The sequence below is a fragment of the Collinsella aerofaciens genome, assembly GCF_018785245.1.
In the GTDB taxonomy this organism is placed as follows: domain Bacteria; phylum Actinomycetota; class Coriobacteriia; order Coriobacteriales; family Coriobacteriaceae; genus Collinsella; species Collinsella aerofaciens_AD.
In genome coordinates this window covers 43627-63359 of the sequence record NZ_WQPL01000001.1, presented here as the reverse complement: position 1 = coordinate 63359, position 19733 = coordinate 43627, and the positions used below count along the sequence as shown (strand labels likewise).

Sequence of the window (19733 nt, the reverse complement as noted above, 5' to 3'; positions counted from 1 at the left end):
CACCAAAGCCGCCACGGCCGCCACGGTCGCCGCCGCGACCGCCGCGGTCGCCACCACGGCCACCACGATCGCCAAAGCCGCCGCGACCGCCACGGTCGCCGCCACGGCCACCGCGATCGTCACGACCGCCGCGAGGACCGCGATCCTCGTCCAGACCCATGGCGACGAGCGGAGCGATAACCTTATCGAGAGCGGCCATCAGCTCGGTGGCCTCCTCGTAAGAAAGCTCGGGCAGGAGCTTCTCCTTCTTGTTGGCAAGCTCAACCAGGCCCTCAGCGGCATCCTCGGCGGCGAAGACAACAATCTTGCGCATATCGCCCTCGGCGTCGTCGATGCGGCCGACCAGATCGGCGGCCTCGGCCTCGGCCATCAGGCCATCGAGCTCACGAAGGCGCATGCCCAGCAGGTCGGACATTTCCTTCTGCTCCATCTTGGGCTTGAGGTCAAGAAGCTTGATGGCGCGCTCGATGTTCGCCATGCGCTCGGCCTTGGCCTCCTCCTCCTTGGAAATAGCAAAGCGACGGCTACGCAGCAGACGGGCGGCCTTCTGCATCTTGTCCATCAGCTCTTCGTCATCGTAATCAACGGCGGCCTCGACAACCTCGGCCTCCTCCTCGGCGGAAACCTCGTCAGCAGCCTCAACCTCGGCAGCTTCGGTCTCCACGGTCTCGACTGCCTCGACCTCGGCAGTCATGGTCTCGTTCTCGGTCTCGTTCATGATCTCTTCGTTCTCGGACATGAGACTCCTTCTTGGCCCTCTCGGGCATCATCGCCCCATTCGCGGGGCCCGTCGCGCACTCTTTGCGCTTTAAACATTCATGCCTCTCGGCAAAACGTCCATTAGTTTATGGTGTCGCCATCCAATCTAGCTGCAGAATCTATGTGCACACATTAATGCGACATGTCGCGGTATCATGGCCTGAACCAAACGTGTCCACCTTAAGGAGCCCGCCATGATTAAGCCCATCATGAAATCCGAGTTCTTTTTGCGCCTGCCTTCCGAAGACGCGGGACCCGACGATGCCGCAACCGGGCAGGATCTCCTGGATACACTCCACGAGCATGAGCGCGAGTGCGTGGGCCTCGCCGCCAACATGATCGGCGTGCGCAAACGCATCATCTGCGTAAAGGACGGCAACAGGACACTCCTGATGTACAACCCTCAAATTCTTGAGCAGGTCAATGCCTATCAGACGAGCGAAGGATGCCTCTCGCTGACCGGCGAGCGTCCCTGTACCCGCTATCGCCGCATTAAGGTTGAGTATTTGGACGAGAACTTCGTTCACCGCATCAAAAACTTCTCGGGCTACACCGCCGAGATCATCCAGCACGAAATCGACCACTGCAATGGCGTCGTTATATAGTTCCGCGAGTCAAGGAAAATGATCTGTTTTCCTCCGTCCCTAATGGACCATGATAACGACGCAGGCTGAGTATACGACAGCGAGCGAGCCGCATTTGCACCAAGGTGACGTGAAACGAAAGGGCGCTGACCTTCTGGTCGCGCCCTTGAAGTTGAACGTCAGATTGGTGTGAATGCGGCTCGCGCAGCGTCAAGCGGTCCGCCGTTCGGTAGAACGGCGGAACTAGTTACGCTTGGCGGTAATGATCGAAGAAGTCGGCGAGGTCTTCGAGGGACTCTTTGAGTACTTCCATGCGCGGCAGGTACACGATACGGAAGTGGTCGGGCTCAGCCCAGTTGAAGCCGCCGCCGCGCGTAATCAGGATCTTCTTCTCGTGCAGCAGGTCAAGGGCGAATTGCTCGTCATCGGTGATGTTGAACTTCTTCACATCCATCTTGGGGAAGATGTAGAACGCCGCACGCGGCTTAACCACCGAGATGCCGTCAATCTTGCTGAGTGCCTCATACACAAAGTTGCGCTGCTCGTAGACACGGCCGCCGGGACGGATGTAGTCGTTAACGGACTGATGGCCACCGAGTGCCGTCTGAACGATCGACTGAGCCGGCACGTTGGAGCACAGGCGCATGTTGGAGAGCATGTTGATGCCCATGATGAAGTCGCTCATGCAGCGCTGGTTGCCCGAAAGCACCATCCAGCCAATACGATAGCCCGCGATCATGTGCGACTTGGAAAGGCCGCTAAAGGTAACGCAGGGCAGGTCGGGAGCGAGCGAGGCAATCGAGACGTGCTCGTAGCCGTCCATGCACAGGCGGTCGTAGATCTCATCGGCAAAGATCATCAGCTGATGCCTGCGTGCAATCTCGACGATGCCCTCGAGCACCTCGCGCGGATAGACAGAACCCGTGGGGTTGTTGGGGTTGATGATAACGAGGGCTTTGGTCGCGCTCGTAATCTTGGACTCCATATCCTCCAGGTCGGGATACCAATCCGCCTGCTCATCACACAGATAATGTACGGGATGACCGCCAGCAAGGGTTGCGCACGCCGTCCAGAGCGGATAGTCGGGGCTGGGGATCAGAATCTCGTCGCCATTGTCGAGCAGCGCGTTCATCGAAAGCTGAATGAGCTCGGACACGCCGTTGCCCGTGTAGATATGCTCCATCTGAACGTTGGGCAGGCCTTTGATCTGCGAATACTGCATGATCGCCTTGCGCGCGGAGAACAGGCCACGCGAGTTGGAATAGCCTTCGCAGTCGGGCAGCTGCTGGCGCATGTCCTTGATGACCTCATCGGGCGTGCGGAAACCGAAGGGCGCCGGGTTGCCGATATTGAGCTTGAGGATGCGCTCGCCCTCGTCCTCCATACGGGCGGCCTCGTCGACGACGGGGCCGCGCACGTCATACAGGACGTTATCGAGCTTGGTGGATTTAGAAAAAGTACGCATGGTGGTGCTCCTTGCAATTTGAGCTGAGGGATGGGGTTCGGGCTTGGAATCGTTGCGGGGTGATGATGCCTCGCCTTGATCGGCGTCGCCGGCAAGCAGCCAGGTAACATCGACCTCCATAATACGGGCGAGCAGCTCAGCCACATCGCGCCGCGGGATCGTCTTGCCGCTCACATATTGGCTCATCTGACTCTTGCCGAGTTTTTTGCCGAGCATCTCCGATGCGCGGATCACGTCCGACTGGCGAACGTCGCGATCGGACATAGCCTGTCGCAGGCGATCGCTAAACGTCTCTTGGGCCACTAGAACCTCCTTGCTGGCAAAGTTCAATTTATAGAACACGAATTGAACCTGGGTTCAATTTAGGCAGCAGTATAGCGCGGCGCATTATCGGGAAGTTCAATTTCATAAGAAAATGCGCCGGACTCTGAGATTTGCCCAAAGCGGACAATGACACGCACACGTTTAGAGGTATTCGAGGAAACGGGCGGCAGCAAGCGAAACATCGGCCGTTCGATATATGGCGTTGATCTGCCGATGGGGATGCCCCTCGAGTGGGCGCACGGCAACATCGAACTGGCAGCGGCGCAAGATGAGCGCGGGAAGAATGCTCACGCCCAGGCCGTCCTCGACCATAGCCATAATCGCATAGTCATCCCAGGTCGACAGCTTAGAGCGCACCGCCAGGCCTGCGCGGCGAAACAGCGGCGTAATCTCATCATCGGTGCCTCGTTCTAGCAGAATAAACTGCTCGTTGGCTAAATCGGCAAGAGAAACGACCTCCGCCGTGGCAAGCAAAGAGTCCGCCGGCACTACCGCCATCAACTCGTCGCGCACCAAAGACCGCGATGCCATGCCGTTTTCTCGGGGTTCACGCGGGATAAAGCCCAGATCGCAGCGGCCCTCTGCCACCCATTGTTCAATCTCTGAGTAATCGCCCATCAGCAACTCGTAATCGACGTCCGGGTGATCGGCGCGAAAGCGCGCAATCACCGGCGGCAGCACGTGGGTCGCCACGCTCGAAAACGTACCGATGCAGATTTTACCGCGCATGAGCCCGCGCATCTCATCCACCCGTCGCTGCAAGCGAACGAATTCCTCGCATAACGCCTCAACCGCAGGCATAACTTGCCGTCCATCGGCAGAAAGTACTACGCCCTCGCGACTGCGGTCGAGCACCTTAAAGCCCCAGTCGGCCTCGAGATCGGCCACCATACGGCTCACGCCCGATTTCGAATAGCTCAGGCGCTCGGCAGCACGCGTAAAGCTTCCGGCGCGCACCGTCTCCAGCAGCACCTGCATCTTTTGAATATTCGTTTCCACGGCACCCCTCAACCTTTACATGCGTTTTTATCATGTTTGCCATGCATTATATTCGCTTTTCTTCTATTACCAGTTCACCCATAGTGAACATGCTCGAATATAGAGGGGACGGAAACGCATGGACAACGGACTGTTTACGTACTTAGCAGCATTGCTATTGTTTGGCTCCAACGGCATCATCGCCGCTGCCATCGCGCTGCCGAGCTCCGATATCGTGCTACTACGCACGTTTTTGGGCGCGCTCTCGCTTGTCACCATCCTCGCCATCACCCAAAGCCATAAGTTGCAGGCACCATCTCGTCCCCGCGAAGCCGCAGCACTCCTTCTCTCGGGAGCCGCACTGGGCGCCAGCTGGATTTTCCTGTTCCGCGCCTATCAGACGATCGGCGTCGGCGTATCCTCGCTGCTGTACTACTGCGGCCCCATCATTGTCATGGCGCTCTCCCCGCTCATCTTTGGCGAAAAGCTGACCGGCGGCAAAATCGCCGGCTTTATCGCCGTTGCTTGCGGTGCTTTTCTCATTGCAGCACAAGGTCTAGGCGGCAATATGCCCATTGCGGGTATCGCCTGCGGTATCGCCTCGGCATTTTGCTATGCGCTGATGGTCATCGCTAGCAAGGGTGCGCCACACATCGAAGGCCTCGAGAACTCCACGCTCCAGGTGAGCGCCGCCTTTGTGACCGCGCTGGTCCTCACGCTCATCACGCAGGGCGCTCCCTCATTCCTGTCCGCCGGCGTCGCCGCCAGTATTGATTGGCGCGCCGTCGTCATGCTCGGCGTCGTCAACACCGGCATTGGTTGCCTGCTCTACTTTAGTGCCGTCGCCAAGCTGCCCGTCCAGACCGTCGCGGTCGTCGGCTACCTCGAGCCGCTTTCGGCCGTCGTGTTCTCGGCCGTCCTTTTGGGCGAAGCCATAACACCGGTCCGCCTGATGGGCGCCGCGTTTATCATCGGCGGCGCGATTTTTTGCGAACTCGCCGGCAAACGCGCAAACGCCAAGGCTGGCATCGCCCAGACAGTACGTGCTTAAAAGCCCCTGCTTTGAAATACTACCTGCGTAGATAAATAATCCCCAGCTGAGGATTATTGTCTAAAATAACCCGATGTGCCAAACTGCTCTTGTATGTATAAAGACGGCATAAAGTTTTTTGTCCTAGACAGATAACCGGATGTCTAAGGGAGTCCTCGTGGCACACAATAAACTGGAGGCAAACCTCCAAGACCAGCACGGGCAAGGCGGGCACGGAGCCATCCCCCTCTCCGCTGGCATGCTGCTCGTAACGCTCGGCGTCGTCTATGGCGACATCGGCACGAGCCCCATGTACACCATGAAATCAATCGTCGCCAACAACGGCGGCATCGGTACCGTCAGCGAGGACATGATCCTGGGCGCGCTTTCGCTCGTCATCTGGACCATGACGCTCGTGACCACGGTCAAGTACGTGGTAATCGCCATGAAGGCCGACAACCACAACGAAGGCGGCATCTTCGCCCTGTTTAGCCTGGTACGCAAGGTGGCACCGTGGCTGATTCTCCCCGCCATGATCGGCGGTGCGGCGCTGCTCGCCGACGGCATCCTCACCCCCGCCGTCACGGTTACCACGGCCATCGAGGGTCTGCGCACCATCGAGTGGGGCCACGCGCTGTTGGGTGACGGGCAAACTAACGTCATCATTATTACCATCATCATTATCTGCGGCCTGTTTGCCATGCAGCGCGCTGGCACCTCGTCAATCGGCAAGCTGTTCGGTCCGCTCATGACGCTGTGGTTCCTGTTCCTGGCAGGCGCCGGTCTATTCAACATGCTCGGCAACCTGTCCATCTTGCGCGCGCTCAACCCCATCCGCGGCGTCATGTTCCTGTTCTCGCCCATCAACCACTCGGGCATCATGGTGCTCGGCTTCGTCTTCCTGTCGACGACCGGCGCCGAGGCGCTCTATTCAGACATGGGCCACGTGGGCAAGGCCAACATCTACGCATCCTGGCCGTTTGTTAAGGCGGCGCTTATCCTTAACTACCTGGGTCAGGGCGCTTGGCTGCTCGCCAACAATTCCAATCCCCAGATGCTCGCGATGGATATCGTCAACCCGTTCTATATGATGCTCCCCGAGCCCCTGCGCCCCTTTGCCATCGTGCTTTCGGCCGTGGCGGCCATCATTGCCTCGCAGGCGCTCATCACCGGCTCGTTCTCGCTGGTATCCGAGGCCACGCGCCTCAACCTTATGCCGCATCTGCGCATCCACTACCCCAGCGACACCAAGGGCCAGCTCTATATTCCGCTCGTCAACAACATCATGTGGGTCGGCTGCATCTTCATCGTGCTGCTGTTCCAAAACTCCGAGCGCATGGAGAGCGCCTACGGCCTCGCCATTACCGTGACCATGCTCATGACCACGACGCTTTTGACGAGCTATATCGCTGGCATTCTCAAGCACAAGCTGGGCGCCTGCGTCTTCGCCCTGCTCTTCGGTGCCATTGAGCTGTGCTTCTTCGCCTCGTGCCTCACCATGTTCTTTGACGGCGGCTATGTGATGATCTTCCTGGCCGCACTGCTGTTTGGCCTTATGTACGTGTGGCGCCGTGGCACCGCCATCGAGCGCACGCAGACGATCCTGCTGCCCGTCTCCAAGTACATCGACCAGCTCAACCGCCTGCGCAACGACGAGACCTATCCCGTGCTCGCCGACAATCTGGTATTTCTCACCAACAGCCCCGACCCGCTCACACTCGACCGCGACGTGCTCTATTCCATCCTGGACAAGCACCCCAAGCGCGCCAAGGCATATTGGTTCATCAACGTGCACGTTACCGACGAACCCTATACGCACGAGTATTCCGTCGAGACCTTTGGCACGGACTTTTTATTCCGCGTGCGCCTGGACCTGGGCTTTAAGGTCAACCAGCGCGTTAATGCCTACCTGCGTCAGATCGTCGGCGACTTGATGGCATCGGGCGAGCTGCCGCCGCAACATCACACCTACTCCATCTACGAGACGCGCGGTAACGTGGGCGACTTCCGCTTTTGCATGCTGCGCAAGATGCTTGCCCCCGAAACGGACATCAACCGCAATGACCACCGCGTGATGGCCATCAAGTACGCCGTCCGCCGCGCCTGCGGAAGCCCGGCACGCTGGTACGGTCTCGAGAACTCGGCCATCATCATTGAGTACGTACCGCTCTTTGCCCGCATGCGCCCGGCCGTCAAACTTGTGCGCACCCAGGTGCCACTCGAGGTTCAGATCGAAGAGGCCGAGGAAATGGAGGTCGACATCTTCTCGGACGACTTGGTCAACGGCAACGAGGCCGGCAAGAGCATGAACGTCGATCCCACCGAGCTGCTCGAGAGCGTCGCCGATACGCCCGAACAGCAACTCGACGGACTCGAGAGCACCCAGTTCAACGACGCCAACTTCTAACACGCCACCAGCCATTGACGACAACGGCCTCGCATCTCATAAGAGGTGCGAGGCCGTTTTATGTCGCAACGGACCAGTGAGCTACGAACGGCGCGGCTCGGGAACCACGAGCCTATCGGGGCTCGCGCCCTCGGCATCCATCAGGCTCACGTAGCGAATCGACGGATCCCCATACATCGCGTAGTAATAATTGCCCGTGCGCGCGCTAAAGCATCCGGTGTAGATAGTCTTCTCGAACTTGCCATCGCCCATCCTGGACGCTCCCTCGATCATCACCACGCCCTCGAGCGAGCGGAACATGCGAACGACGTTTTCGGTCTCGCTCTCCTTTTGCGGATAATTGGCATTGAGGTACGCCGCCTTTACAAAACGGCTCGGCGAATAGCAGTCACCCGGAATACCGCGCATGCCGGCACCGGCTCCATAGGGCTTGAGCTCGGCGCCACGCCATGTCGCCGTCTGCGGAAAATCGCTTGTGGCGGTGATATAGGTGCGGAGGTTTTCCATGTGCCACGGGAAGGTCGGCTGGTTGGCAAGGGTGTCGACCGGATCGTCGTACACATACAGGCCGTCAGCCATCATCTCGACCACGATGCTGCGCTGGCTGTCGCCGATAATCCAATGGAGCAGCGACACGCCCAGTCCCTCTCCTGCAGATTTGGCAACAATCACCGTGTCGCGCAGCGCGGCCTCGACCTCATCGACCGTCGAGAACGTCGCTGCCACCCACAGGGGAAACTCATAGGCCGCGATATTGGTCTTTCCATCAACCGGCCCCTCGGCATACTCGGCATAACCCGGGAAATTGAGGCCCGCTACGGCGAGGCCCGCATCGTTGCCGCAATCGAAGAACATAGGGTAGTTCTTGTAATCGATGCACATACCGATCACTGCGTGCGCCGCTGTCGCGTCGTCGATAAACGAATACGGAATGTGAAACCCGCGCGGCATCACGCGAACCTGTTGGCCGTAGTCAAAGCTCCAGTCGAGATTGCGGCCCAGATACATGTGGCCAGAATTATCGGTAAATCGAATACTCGTACACATAGCGCCTCCTAGCTTTACGTTCTTGCTAATTTCATTGTCTCCAAACAAAGGGGCGCTAAACAAAAAAGCCCGGACATGACAACAATGTCACGCCCGGACTATTCAAGCTGGATAAACTCAACCAAGTTAACCCCGCAGGTCGTCTAAGGGGTCAAAGTGCCGCAGATTGCCACGAAAGAGGAGCGCCGCGTACTAACGGTACGCAAGCGACGATTGAGCGGCAAGGTGCGGTGCTTTGATCCCCTTAGACCAACTTGCCAAGACAGTGATCAATCATATGCTGGATCATTTGTGCCTCAAAGCCCGCGTAGTCGCGGCGGCACTCCTTCATCTTGCCGTCGACGATCCGGTCAAAGGCAACCTTGCACTTGATGTAGCGCGTGGACTTGGTGACCTCCTCGTGCGTCAGGCAGCTCTCCTCCATCTTGCTGGCACCCAGGCCAAATACCAGACGGGGGTTGTAGAGCACATGGGGCTCGCCGGCGTCGTCCAGATAGACGCAGACCTTCTTGGTGACGCCGATCTGGTTGGCGGCAAGGCAGCCGGCATCGTCGAGCGACTTGATGGTATCGATCAGGTCCTGTGCCACCGACTCGTCCTCGACGGTCGCGACCTCGCAACGCTGGGACAGAATAGCCTCGTCGTGGCAGAGCTCTTTAATCATACGTTCCTCCATAGGGGTCGTTGTAACTGCTTAAGTATACGGTACCCACACATTTTCATGCGAAAAATACCGTCCGTCTGCTACAAAGCGCCGAACATCAACATGCGAGGAACAACAGCGTCGTAAAGGGGCTATAGTGGGTGAGTTCGTGTCAATCGGCCTAAACTCGGGGCCGAACAAGGAAAGGGTATGCATGGACGAACTATTTCACGTCAGCGAGCGCAAGTCCACAATCGGGACCGAACTCCGCGCTGGACTGACAATATTCCTGGCGATGGCCTACATCATCGCCGTCAACCCCGCGGTGCTCTCGGGCGCTGGCATCGATGCGGGAGCGCTCGCCTGCGCCACCTGCCTGGGCGCCGGCATCATGACCATCTGCATGGGCATCTTCGCCAACCGCCCGCTCGCCTGCGCGTCGGGCTTAGGCGTCAACGCGATGATCGCCGGAATCACCACCACCGTCTGCGGCGGTGACTGGCACGTGGCCATGAGCGTCATCTTCCTTGAGGGCGTCGTCATCTTGCTGCTCGTGCTTTGTGGCCTGCGCGAGGCCATCATGGACGCCATCCCGGTTGTCCTGCGTCACGCCATCTCGGTGGGTCTGGGCCTGTTCATCGCCATGATTGGCCTGTGCGATGCCGGCATTATCACCGCTGGCGCCGGTACACTCGTCGGTCTGGGCGACATCACCTCCCCCACCTTCATCGTCGGCATCATCTCCATCCTGGTGACAGTCGCCCTCGCCTGCCGCAACGTCCCCGGCTCGCTGCTCATCGGCATCGTCGTCGCCGTCATCGCCGGTATCCCCCTAGGTGTGACCCAGGCTCCGACCGGTATCATCGCCCCGCTCGACTTCTCGAGCATCGGTGGCCCCATCGCCGACGCCGGCGGCGTGCCTGCCATCGTCAAGGTCCTTACCGACCCCGCGCTCCTCGTCATCTCGTTCTCGCTGCTCATGAGTGACTTCTTCGACACCATGGGCACCGCGATGGCCGTGGCCAAGCAGGGCGAGTTCCTCACCGACGACGGCAACGTCGAGAATATCAAGGAGATTCTGATCGTCGACTCCGCCGCCGCTGCTGTGGGCGGTTTCATGGGCGTCTCCTCCATCACCACTTTCGTCGAGTCCACCTCTGGCGCTGCCGACGGTGGCCGCACGGGCCTCACCTCCGTCACCACCGGCGTGCTGTTCATTCTCGCCGCGTTCTTCTCCCCCATCGTCACCATCGTTTCCAGCGCCGCCACCTGCGGTGCTCTGGTCTACGTCGGTTACCTCATGATGAGCGAAGCCTCCGAGATCGACTGGTCCGACGTGTCGCAGGGTTTCCCGGCGTTCATGATCGTCGCCGGCGTGCCCTTCACCTACTCCATCTCTGCCGGCATTGGCCTGGGCTTTATCGCCTACGTGATCGTCGCGCTCTTTAAGGGCGAGGCCTCCAAGATCAAGCCGCTCATGTGGATCGCAGCCCTTGCCTTCCTCGTCTACTTCTTCGTGGCGTAACGGCATAGTCTGCTAAAGCAGAACATCAAGGCGCGGAGTCGCATCGAGCGGCTCCGCGCCTTTCTTTTAGCGTCTGCCCCCGCGCCAGCGTGCGACAATTGAGGCTGTCAATATCACAACACCGAGAGAAGCCTGCCTTGGAAGCGCATCATAAGCAGATAACCGTTTACTCAGAGTGTGCGGAAGGCGCGCCCGTCATCTACCTCCCCGTGGTTATGGGCGACGGTAGTGAAGTCTACGAGCGCTGCCGAGAGCTCGACTGCCCGCCATTCACCCTTGTCGCCATTGGAGGGCTCGATTGGAATCGCGAGCTTAGCCCCTGGGAATGTGAGGGAACTATACGAGATGCCGAGCCCTTTGGTGGACAGGCTGCTGGTTTTCTTGACGAGTTGTTGAAGCAGATAATCCCAGAGGCCGAATCATCACTTCCCTGCCCGCCCACCTGGCGCGGCATTGCCGGCTACTCGTTGGCGGGTCTTTTTTCACTGTGGGCACTTTGGCAAACAGATGTCTTTGAGCGCGCGGCAAGTGCATCGGGGTCGCTGTGGTTCCCCGGCTTTATCGACTACGCGCGCGAGCGCACGATGACAGCCACGCCCGACGCCGCCTATCTGTCGCTCGGTAAAAAGGAAACCAAGACGCCCAACCGCATGATGCGGCACGTACTCGACGATACGCGTGCGATGGAAGAGCTGTTTATCGAGCGCGACATTCCAACAACACTGGAGCTCAACCCCGGCAATCACTTTGCCCAAACTGACCTGCGCATGGCGCGCGGCATCCACTGGATACTGACGCATTAAAAATGGCGTCCACGCGTACATACGCATGGACGCCATTTTTAATTTGGCTGAACGCAGCTACTATTCAGCAGTCTCCTCAAGCTCGGAAGTATCGAACTCAAAGTCATTACCGGGCAGGATGGCGTTGAGCACAATGCCCACCAGCGAGCCCACGGCAAGGCCCGAAAGCGAAATCGTCACGCCGCCCAGCTCCAGCACGATGGCACCGGCGGTACTGTAGGCAATGCCGAGCGAAAGCACGAGCACCAGAGCCGCCACCAGCACGTTGCGGTTGTTCTGGAAATCAACCTGATTCTCGATGAGGTTACGCGCGCCAACGGCGCTGATCATGCCGTAGAGCACGAGCGACACACCGCCGATAACGCACGCCGGCATGGCGGCAATCACCGCAGCAAACTTGGGGCAGAACGAAAGCACAATGGCGCAGCAGGCGGCAATGCGAATCACACGCGGGTCGAACACGCGCGTAAGCGCAAGCACGCCGGTGTTCTCGCCATACGTGGTGTTGGCCGGAGCGCCAAAGAGCGACGCCAAGATGGTCGCCAGGCCATCGCCGAGTAGGGTACGGTGCAGACCGGGATCGGCAATGTAATTGCGTTCGCAGGTAGAGCCAATGGCGGAGATATCGCCAATGTGCTCAATCATGGTCGCAAAGGCCAGCGGCATGATGGTGATGATGGCCGTCGTGGCAAGACCGCTATCGAACTGCGGGCCAAAGAGCGCAAACACGGTGTTGCCCCACACGATGGGCAGACCGACCCAGGGGGCGGCTGCGACGCCAGAGAAGTCGACCTCGCCCAACGCGGCCGCAACGGCATAGCTCACCACAACGCCCAGCAAAATCGGCACGATCTTGACCATGCCGCGGCCCCAAATATTGCAGACGACGATCACGGCCACAGCGATGACGGCGACAAGCCAGTTGGTCTGGCAGTTGGCAATGGCAGAGCTTGCCAAGATCAGGCCGATGGAAATGACGATGGGGCCGGTCACCACCGGCGGGAAGAAACGCATAACGCGCTTGGCGCCAAAGGCACGGAACAGGGCCGCCAGCACCGGATAGAGCAGGCCGGCGCAGGCTACGCCCAGGCAGGCGTAGGGCAAAAGCTCGGTCTCTCCGTTGGGCGCGATTGCGGCATAACCGGCAATAAAGGCAAACGATGAGCCCAAAAATGCCGGCACCTTACCGCGCGACAGGAAGTGGAACAGCAGCGTGCCGATGCCGGCGAACAGAAGCGTCGCCGAAACGGAAAGGCCGGTGAGCACGGGCACGAGCACCGTGGCTCCGAACATCGCAAACATGTGTTGCAAACCCAACACAAACATGCGCGGGCGGCCGAGCGACGATGCATCGTAGATGGCATCGGTGACGGCGGGCGTCGAGGATTGGGACATGGAAGTCCTTTCATGATGGAAGGGCGATCAGGCATATCGGATAACCTGCCCGAACGATACGATCCGAACCATTGTACGTGATACACCATGTCTCGCGCGCGCCGTCACCTGCAAACGGTAGCGTTACTTCCAAACGCGCTCGGCAATGCGCTTGACCAGCGCGATCTTTGCCCACTGCTCGTCCTCGGTCAGCTTGTTGCCAATCTCGCAGCTGGCAAAGCCGCACTGGGGCGACAGGTACAGATTCTCGAGCGGCACGTACTTTGCGGCTTCGCGGATGCGCTCGACGATAACATCCTCGTTCTCGAGCTCTGCCGCCTTGGTGGTTACCAAGCCCAGCACGACCTTCTTGCCGGGAGCGACGTACTTGAGCGGCTCAAAGCCGCCGGCGCGCGGCGTGTCGAACTCCAGATAGAACGCATCGACATTCTCATGTGCGAACAGGTACGGCGCGATGGGATCGTAGCCGCCCTCAAAGGCATAGGTGGAGTGATAGTTGCCGCGGCACACGTGCGTGTTGATGACCAGATCGTCGGGCTTGCCCTCGATGGCGGCATTGTTGAGTGCCACGCCCAGCTCGCTTACCTTTTGCAGGTCGACCGGGCTCATGCCGGTTTTGGCGACAAAATCGGTATCGCAGTAGATGCCCCAGGTGCAGTCATCAAACTGGATGTTGCGGCAGCCTGCTGCGTACAGGTCGGCGATCACCGTGCGATAAGCGGCTGCAATGGCGTCGGCAAGTTCCTCGTCGGTCTTATAGACGGCACGCAGGCTCTCCTGCTGGCCGTCGCAGCGATCGAGCGTAACCTCAGAGAACGTCTGGATAGGCGCCGGGATGGTCTGGCGTGCAACGTGGCCCTCTCCCTCAAGCGCCTTGACGAACTTAAAATGCTCGACGAACGGGTGGTTCTCGCCGCTAATGGGACCGGTAACCACAGCGGTGTCGGCCGTGGTCTCCTCGTCGTGGAACATATAGCCCGTACGTGAGGCACGGCGTTCAATGCCGTTGAGTCCCCACATAAAGTCGAGGTGCCAGTAGCTGCGGCGAAACTCGCCATCGGTAATCACCTGCAGGCCGGCGGCCTTTTGCTTGTCCACCAGGTCGCGAATGGCCTCATCCTCGACGGCCTTAAGACCGGCGGCGTCGAGTTTGCCCGCGGCGTAGGCGGCACGGGCGTCCTTCACGGCCTGCGGACGAAGAAAACTGCCGACGATATCGGCGCGAAACGGCGCGTTCGGTTGAATCGAAGTGCTCATAGATATCTCCCTTTGCATTGGTTGCTTTATCGAGACAGAGTATGGGCGCTCATGTGGTCATCGTAAAATATATGTTTATATAGGTTTGTTATTAGTTTTTTCTATACCGAGCAACAGCGGGACTCAGCCTCACATGGATATCTCGAAGTGAGCTAAATATGCTGACGAATCGCGTCGATATAGGCCTGCCCATAGCGCGTGAGCGTCGTATTTTTGCGCGTGATAATGCCAATCTCCATATACTCGTCCACATCGAGCGGAATCGAGATAATACCGGGGCCGTTAAGTTCATGGCTGATCACGCCCGAACACACCGTGTAACCGTTAAGGCCCATAGCTAGGTTGAACAGCGTCGCACGGTCACGCACGCGGATATTCTTGCGACGCTCAAAGGTCGAGGTCAGCTCCTCGGAATAATAAAACGAGTTATAGCTGCCCTGCTCATAGGACAGGAACGGGTAGTCTTCCAAGTCCTCGAGCGTCACGCTGGAGCGGCCCGCCAGCGGATGGTCGGCGCACACGAAGACATGCGGCGCGGCGCAGAAGAGTCCTTCGAACACGAGCTCGTTGGCCGCCAGCATGCGCTCGATGACCTCGCGGTTATGCTCGGATAAGTACAGGATGCCCAGTTCGCTTTTCATATGCGCGACATCCTCGATAATCTCGTGGGTCTGCTCCTCGCGCAGGGTAAAGTCGTAACGCGCGGCATCGAACTCGCGGATTACATCGACAAACGCGTTAACGGCAAAGGAATAATGCTGGCAGCTCACACTAAAGTGCGGCACCTGCTCGGATGCGCCCTTGTACTTGCCCTCGAGTAGGTCGGCCTGGTCGAGTACCTGACGCGCGTAGCCCAAGAAGGTCTCGCCTTCCTCGGACACAATGACGCCCTTGTTGGTGCGCTCAAAGATGTGCACACCCATCTCGTTTTCGAGATCGCGGATCGACGCGGTAATCGAAGGCTGCGACACAAAGAGCCGGCGCGAGGCCTCGGTGATGCTGCCGCATTCGGCAACCTTAACAACATACCTGAGCTGCTGAAGCTTCATGACGTTCTCCCTAGACGTTCGTGGCGCCAAGACCCGCCGCGTCCACCTGGCGCATAAACGACGGCATCTCCCCCGTCGCGGCGCAGGCGACAATCTGATGCAGAGCCCCGGCAACCGCATCATCTGCCGCAGCGCCGATATGCCAGCGTGCGGCAGCCGTGACGGCCTCGTTGGCATTGGCGACTGCAACGGAGTTGGGAACGGCATCGATCATGGGCAAATCGTTATCGGAATCGCCGAATACGGCCACCTCGTCGGGCGTCAGACCCAAAGCACGCGCCAGCTCCAGCGCAGCGCAGCCCTTGTCCCAGTCGGTCGGAAGAACGTCGAACAGGCGCACGCGGTTGTTGGGAAACACAAGCGAGAGCTCCGGCACCTCAGCGGCAACACGCTCGCGCAGCTCGGCGAGCTCCTCGCGCGAACGGGCACTCCAGATATTCGCCTTGTATACCGGGGCATCGTCAACGACAGGACAACAGGGAGCCTCTTCGCCCTTGAGCCACGCGTTGCCGCCTGACTTCATGGCGCGACGCACACGCTCGGGATCGCTTGTCACGCAATAGGCATCGTTATTCCAAAAGTCATCGCCCAGACGGTAGACCTTCAAATACGTATCGTCGGTCTCCTGTTCAAAATAATCGGCTAAGCGCATAAGGACATCGTTATCGATTGCGCGCGAAGCGACTACTTCGCCATCGACAAACATCACCTGGCCGTTGCAAAACGCACCGGTCGAGAAGCACTCGGAGCGATTGCGGAACATCCAGCCCATCGCGGACGGCTGACGACCCGAAACCGGACCAAAGTGCAGACCCACCGCCTGCATGGCATGAATACCCTCAATGGCATAGTCGCTGGCGCCGTCATGCCCGGCTGGAATCAGCGTATCGTCCATATCGGTTAGCACAAGTTTGATCATAGAGTCCCCCGTCATTTTCACCGTAACCATTGTAACGACCTACCAATAAGGGACAGGTTTATTTTGTCAGGTTTTATCTGGGAAAATACAGCGCCCCTGTTGCCACCTGCCAAAATAAACCTGTCCCTTATTGGCAGGTGCGCTAGTATAGGGAACAACAGATTCGATGCGGGAGTGCCGGCGGTGCAAACCACAAGGCTGAGAGGGCAATGGGCCCAATCCTTTGAACCTGTCAGTTAATGCTGGCGTAGGGAGCATGCCGCCTTTACAGGGGCGCTGTCTATGCACAGCGCCCCTTTTCTATGCCAAGGAGGCATGTGCAGTGATTGATTCGGAACAGCTTAAGCAACATGTGATCAAGGCCGTGAATGAGATTCGCGCTACCAATCCGATGGCCGGTTCCATCACCAACACGGTGACGATCGACTTTGTCGCCAACGCACAGCTCGCCGTGGGCGGATCGGCCGCCATGGTCTATCTGCCCGACGAGGGCGAGGCACTCGTTGCCGGCGGCGGCGCCATCTATCTCAATATGGGCACGCTCTTCCCCATCTACGAGCAGACGATTCCCCGCGCGGCCAAGGCGGCACACGACGCCGGCAAGCCCTGGGTGCTCGATCCGGTTGGCCTGGGTATCGGTAGCCTGCGCACCCAGCTGGTAAACGAGCTCAAGCAGTACAAGCCCGCCATCGTGCGCGGCAACGCCTCCGAGATTATCGCGCTCGCCGGCCTGTGGGGTCTTGAGGGCGAGGCGGCCGATCTGAGCCGCGTGCGCGGTGTCGATACCACCGACACGGTCGACGCCGCCCGCGATGCCGCCGTGGCGCTCGCCCGCTACACCGGCGGCGCCGTAGTGGTCTCGGGCGAAGTCGACCTGATTACCGACGGCACAACCGTGGCCAAGTCCCACGGCGGCAGCCCGCTCATGTCCAAGATCACCGGTTGCGGCTGCTCGCAGGGCGGCGTGCTGGCCGTGTATGCCTGCGCCGCCGATCCGTTTACGGCAGCCGTCTGCGGCACCGCCGTCTACAACGTTGCCGGCACGCGTGCCGCCGCTGTCGCCGATGCCCCGGCAAGCTTTAAGGTTGCCTTTATCGATGAGCTCTACCGCGCGACCGCCCAAGACATCGCTGATAACAAACTCGAGCTCGAGGAGGCATAAGCCATGTCCGAGCCCGCAACCAATGCCGGCATGAACACGCTCGTCGCTTTGGCCATCGCCCCGTGCGGCACCGGCGATGAGCTATCCGCCGAGGTCGCCGAGGTCGTGCGCGTCATTCGCGAGAGCGGCCTTCCCAACCGCACTACCTCGATGTTCACCGAGATCGAGGGCGACTGGGACGAGGTCATGCAGGTCGTGCGCGACGCAACCTTTGTGTTGGCGAGCAAGGGCATCCGCACCGAAGTCGTGCTCAAAGCCGATATCCGGCCCGGATTTACCGACACCATGACCGGCAAGCTCGAGCGCATGGAAGCACAGATCAAGAAGCAGGAGGAAGCACGATGAGCATCCGCGACAACCTTGATATCTCGGCCTATCTGGTGCTCGGCCCCGAAAATACGCTCGGACGCCCCGTGGGCGATGTGGTGGCCCAGGCACTCGACGCCGGCTTTACTTGCATTCAAGTGCGCTCCAAGGTGGCAAGCGCCCGCGAGATCATCGCGCTGACCGGCGACGCCGCGCAGGCAATCGCACATGCTGGCAAGACCGGTCAGGTCGCCCTGTTAATCGACGACCGTCTGGACTGTGTGCTTGCCGCACGCGAGCAGGGTATTGCTGTCGACGGCGTGCACGTGGGCCAAAACGATATTCCCGTCGAGGTCTGTCGCAAGCTGCTGGGCCCCGATGCCATCGTGGGCCTTTCGGCCCGTTGCGAGGAGATGCTCGAGTACGTCAAGACCGCCGACATGAGCCTGGTCGACTACCTGGGCATCGGCCCGCTCCACGAGACCGAGACCAAGCGCGACTGCGGACGCGCGGCCGACGGCTCTATCATCACCAAGAGCTTTGAGGACCTGGACGCACTCCACGCGGCAAGCCCCGTGCCCATCGTGGTGGGCGGCGGCGTCAAGACGGCCGACCTGCCGCAGCTCAAGGCCACCGGCGTCGACGGCTTCTTTGTGGTGAGCGCTGTCTGCAGCGCCGATGACCCCCACGCCGCGGCCAAGGAACTCGTCGACACCTGGCAGCAGGCATAGGCATAGGCCGAGCAGTCGATTCGCAGCCTCGTATCTTCAGCAATGGAAAACGCATCCCAGCTTGGATCTCCATTCCGGGATGCGATTTCCGCATGCGGCTCCGTTGGGAAACCCCATCCCATTCCAGGCGCAAATTCTGGGACGCCGTTTCCAAAACCCGCCGTCGGGGAAACTGCATCCCGTTTTGGATGCCGATTCCGGGGCGCGCTTTCCGCTACGGGCCTCTCGCGGAAACCTCATCCCATTTTTAGCGCCGATTCCGGGATGCGCTTTCCGCCGAGTCCACGGCAGTTTGCTCTACTCTGCCAGATACGCTTCCAGCGCCGGCAAGGTCGCCTCCGCATCGTGACGGCCGATCTGGTAGATGCGCTCAAGTTCATCCGGTTCGCGGCACAGCGACGGCACCTTCACCGATTCGCTCGGCCGTACCACAAAGATTTCGCCGGCAGCCTCGCGACGTGCCAGGTCATCGAGCGTGGCATTGTAGACCTCATGCCGATGCTCAAGCGCTGCAACAAATTCCGGGTAGTGACGGAACACGCGCCGCAGCATGGGCATCACGCTGTTGGGCTGCTTCACAAAGCCCGCCGGCTGCGTGAGTACCACGATATTGCGGTCATACCCCTGCGAAAACAGCCATGCACTGGGAATAGAATCAGCCACGCCACCATCCAGATACTTATGCCCGCCAATAGAAACGGGACGCGTCGCCACGGGAATCGCAGACGACGCCCGGATCCACTCGATATCGCGCTCATCGCCATAGGGCAGGTCGTGGTAGACGGCCTTGCCCGTCTCGATATCGGTACACACGCACGTAAACCGCATGGGGCAGGCGCGATACGCCTCCAAGTCGATGGGATCGCGCTCGATAGGCACCTCGTGATAGGCAAAATCGGCATTGAACATGTCGCCGGTTCGCAACCAGCTTGCTACACCCGCATAGCGCTTATCGGCGCAATAGGCCTTGTTGTAGCGAATGGCGCGGCCGATCTGGCGCGATTTAAAGTTGTAGCCAAACGCCGCGCCCGCCGAGACACCCACCATATGGTCGCAGGTCAAACCGTGCTCCATCCAAACGTCGAGCACGCCCGCCGTATACATACCGCGGTAGCCGCCTCCCTCGAGTGCCAGCCCCACCGTGCGCGTCGTATCCGGCTGTGCCATGCGACCATCTCCGTTCCTGCGTTTTAAACCGGGACAAGTATACCCGTCAACATATATCGTCTCAGTCGCATTTTTCATGCGCACCCAGGCGTTGCCGTCCTGCGAATAAAAAACGCCTCGCGGCGTTGCCATCCCCTTGCGCGCCCATAATGATGTTTATACTATTCAGTACTTTTCGATAA

The 19733-nt window shown here is 59.5% G+C and carries 18 protein-coding genes and 1 riboswitch; of the genes, 8 read left to right on the top strand and 10 right to left on the bottom strand.

What is annotated here, in order from left to right:
• The coding region (locus tag GPK39_RS00275) for a hypothetical protein (RefSeq protein WP_215673337.1) at window positions 1–739 on the bottom strand (739 nt) is incomplete at its 3' end.
• A 214-nt stretch (window positions 740–953) separates the two neighbouring features.
• On the opposite strand from GPK39_RS00275, the gene GPK39_RS00270 reads away from it, so the two are divergent.
• The gene (locus GPK39_RS00270) at window positions 954–1364 is read left to right on the top strand and encodes a peptide deformylase (protein ID WP_215673336.1); all 411 of its coding nucleotides are present in this window, start codon (window positions 954–956) and stop codon (window positions 1362–1364) included.
• Window positions 1365–1590: 226 nt separating this feature from the next.
• On the opposite strand, the gene GPK39_RS00265 is transcribed toward GPK39_RS00270, so the two are convergent.
• Together GPK39_RS00265 and GPK39_RS00260 are read right to left on the bottom strand one after the other, a co-directional pair.
• Window positions 1591–3072 carry an aminotransferase class I/II-fold pyridoxal phosphate-dependent enzyme gene (locus tag GPK39_RS00265; RefSeq protein ID WP_276571269.1) on the bottom strand — a complete coding sequence of 494 codons (1482 nt, stop codon included), beginning with the start codon at window positions 3070–3072 and terminating at the stop codon, window positions 1591–1593.
• Between the two features lie 201 nt (window positions 3073–3273).
• A complete protein-coding gene (locus GPK39_RS00260; RefSeq protein ID WP_215673335.1) occupies window positions 3274–4131 on the bottom strand; it encodes a LysR family transcriptional regulator in 858 nt (285 codons plus the stop codon).
• 118 nt (window positions 4132–4249) lie between these two features.
• Here GPK39_RS00260 and GPK39_RS00255 point away from each other — a divergent pair, with 118 nt between their 5' ends.
• Complete coding sequence (locus GPK39_RS00255) at window positions 4250–5161, top strand: DMT family transporter (RefSeq protein ID WP_215673334.1); 912 nt, start codon at window positions 4250–4252, stop codon at window positions 5159–5161.
• Between the two features lie 139 nt (window positions 5162–5300).
• Window positions 5301–7547: a KUP/HAK/KT family potassium transporter gene (locus tag GPK39_RS00250; RefSeq protein ID WP_215673333.1), complete on the top strand. Its 2247-nt coding sequence runs from the start codon at window positions 5301–5303 to the stop codon at window positions 7545–7547.
• A gap of 81 nt (window positions 7548–7628) precedes the next feature.
• Here the strand turns inward: GPK39_RS00250 and bsh are convergent, their stop codons facing one another.
• Both bsh and GPK39_RS00240 read right to left on the bottom strand, forming a co-directional pair.
• Window positions 7629–8594: a choloylglycine hydrolase gene (gene bsh, locus GPK39_RS00245; protein ID WP_195919494.1), complete on the bottom strand. Its 966-nt coding sequence runs from the start codon at window positions 8592–8594 to the stop codon at window positions 7629–7631.
• Between the two features lie 244 nt (window positions 8595–8838).
• Window positions 8839–9258, bottom strand: a complete 420-nt coding sequence (locus tag GPK39_RS00240; RefSeq protein WP_252204438.1) for a peptide deformylase — start codon at window positions 9256–9258, stop codon at window positions 8839–8841.
• 193 nt (window positions 9259–9451) lie between these two features.
• On the opposite strand from GPK39_RS00240, the gene GPK39_RS00235 reads away from it, so the two are divergent.
• Window positions 9452–10762, top strand: coding sequence for an NCS2 family permease (locus GPK39_RS00235; RefSeq protein ID WP_215673331.1), 1311 nt, complete (start codon window positions 9452–9454; stop codon window positions 10760–10762).
• A gap of 137 nt (window positions 10763–10899) precedes the next feature.
• Window positions 10900–11565, top strand: coding sequence for an alpha/beta hydrolase (locus GPK39_RS00230; RefSeq protein WP_195621498.1), 666 nt, complete (start codon window positions 10900–10902; stop codon window positions 11563–11565).
• Window positions 11566–11625: 60 nt separating this feature from the next.
• On the opposite strand, the gene GPK39_RS00225 is transcribed toward GPK39_RS00230, so the two are convergent.
• From GPK39_RS00225 to GPK39_RS00210, 4 genes are all read right to left on the bottom strand, one after another.
• Window positions 11626–12960, bottom strand: a complete 1335-nt coding sequence (locus GPK39_RS00225; RefSeq protein WP_215673330.1) for a uracil-xanthine permease family protein — start codon at window positions 12958–12960, stop codon at window positions 11626–11628.
• Between the two features lie 123 nt (window positions 12961–13083).
• Window positions 13084–14217, bottom strand: coding sequence for a 5-methyltetrahydropteroyltriglutamate--homocysteine S-methyltransferase (locus tag GPK39_RS00220; protein WP_252204434.1), 1134 nt, complete (start codon window positions 14215–14217; stop codon window positions 13084–13086).
• 152 nt (window positions 14218–14369) lie between these two features.
• A complete protein-coding gene (locus GPK39_RS00215) occupies window positions 14370–15266 on the bottom strand; it encodes a LysR family transcriptional regulator (protein WP_006234513.1) in 897 nt (298 codons plus the stop codon).
• A 10-nt stretch (window positions 15267–15276) separates the two neighbouring features.
• Complete coding sequence (locus tag GPK39_RS00210) at window positions 15277–16185, bottom strand: HAD-IIB family hydrolase (RefSeq protein WP_215673328.1); 909 nt, start codon at window positions 16183–16185, stop codon at window positions 15277–15279.
• Window positions 16186–16345: 160 nt separating this feature from the next.
• Window positions 16346–16456: riboswitch (TPP riboswitch) on the top strand.
• Window positions 16457–16507: 51 nt separating this feature from the next.
• Between GPK39_RS00210 and thiM the strand changes: the two genes are divergently transcribed.
• The 3 genes from thiM to GPK39_RS00195 are packed head-to-tail and all read left to right on the top strand — an operon-like array spanning window position 16508 to window position 18384.
• A complete protein-coding gene (thiM, locus tag GPK39_RS00205) occupies window positions 16508–17347 on the top strand; it encodes a hydroxyethylthiazole kinase (RefSeq protein WP_338404361.1) in 840 nt (279 codons plus the stop codon).
• 3 nt (window positions 17348–17350) lie between these two features.
• A complete protein-coding gene (locus tag GPK39_RS00200; protein ID WP_252204431.1) occupies window positions 17351–17692 on the top strand; it encodes a thiamine-binding protein in 342 nt (113 codons plus the stop codon).
• On the top strand, window positions 17689–18384 hold the full coding sequence (locus tag GPK39_RS00195; RefSeq protein WP_215673327.1) for a thiamine phosphate synthase: 696 nt from the start codon (window positions 17689–17691) through the stop codon (window positions 18382–18384). Before GPK39_RS00200 ends, GPK39_RS00195 begins: the two co-directional genes overlap by 4 nt.
• Before the next feature lie 297 nt (window positions 18385–18681).
• Here the strand turns inward: GPK39_RS00195 and GPK39_RS00190 are convergent, their stop codons facing one another.
• On the bottom strand, window positions 18682–19551 hold the full coding sequence (locus tag GPK39_RS00190; protein WP_215673326.1) for a patatin-like phospholipase family protein: 870 nt from the start codon (window positions 19549–19551) through the stop codon (window positions 18682–18684).
• Window positions 19552–19733 lie beyond the last annotated feature (182 nt).

Coding starts and splice junctions, on each gene's coding strand:
- GPK39_RS00270 (WP_215673336.1), top strand. CDS start 954: ATGATTAAGCCCATCATGAAATCCGAGTTCTTTTTGCGCCTGCCTTCC.
- GPK39_RS00265 (WP_276571269.1), bottom strand. CDS start 3,072: ATGTCCGATCGCGACGTTCGCCAGTCGGACGTGATCCGCGCATCGGAG.
- GPK39_RS00255 (WP_215673334.1), top strand. CDS start 4,250: ATGGACAACGGACTGTTTACGTACTTAGCAGCATTGCTATTGTTTGGC.
- GPK39_RS00250 (WP_215673333.1), top strand. CDS start 5,301: ATGTCTAAGGGAGTCCTCGTGGCACACAATAAACTGGAGGCAAACCTC.
- bsh (WP_195919494.1), bottom strand. CDS start 8,594: ATGTGTACGAGTATTCGATTTACCGATAATTCTGGCCACATGTATCTG.
- GPK39_RS00240 (WP_252204438.1), bottom strand. CDS start 9,258: ATGATTAAAGAGCTCTGCCACGACGAGGCTATTCTGTCCCAGCGTTGC.
- GPK39_RS00235 (WP_215673331.1), top strand. CDS start 9,452: ATGGACGAACTATTTCACGTCAGCGAGCGCAAGTCCACAATCGGGACC.
- GPK39_RS00225 (WP_215673330.1), bottom strand. CDS start 12,960: ATGTCCCAATCCTCGACGCCCGCCGTCACCGATGCCATCTACGATGCA.
- GPK39_RS00220 (WP_252204434.1), bottom strand. CDS start 14,217: ATGAGCACTTCGATTCAACCGAACGCGCCGTTTCGCGCCGATATCGTC.
- GPK39_RS00215 (WP_006234513.1), bottom strand. CDS start 15,266: ATGAAGCTTCAGCAGCTCAGGTATGTTGTTAAGGTTGCCGAATGCGGC.
- GPK39_RS00210 (WP_215673328.1), bottom strand. CDS start 16,185: ATGATCAAACTTGTGCTAACCGATATGGACGATACGCTGATTCCAGCC.
- GPK39_RS00200 (WP_252204431.1), top strand. CDS start 17,351: ATGTCCGAGCCCGCAACCAATGCCGGCATGAACACGCTCGTCGCTTTG.
- GPK39_RS00195 (WP_215673327.1), top strand. CDS start 17,689: ATGAGCATCCGCGACAACCTTGATATCTCGGCCTATCTGGTGCTCGGC.
- GPK39_RS00190 (WP_215673326.1), bottom strand. CDS start 19,551: ATGGCACAGCCGGATACGACGCGCACGGTGGGGCTGGCACTCGAGGGA.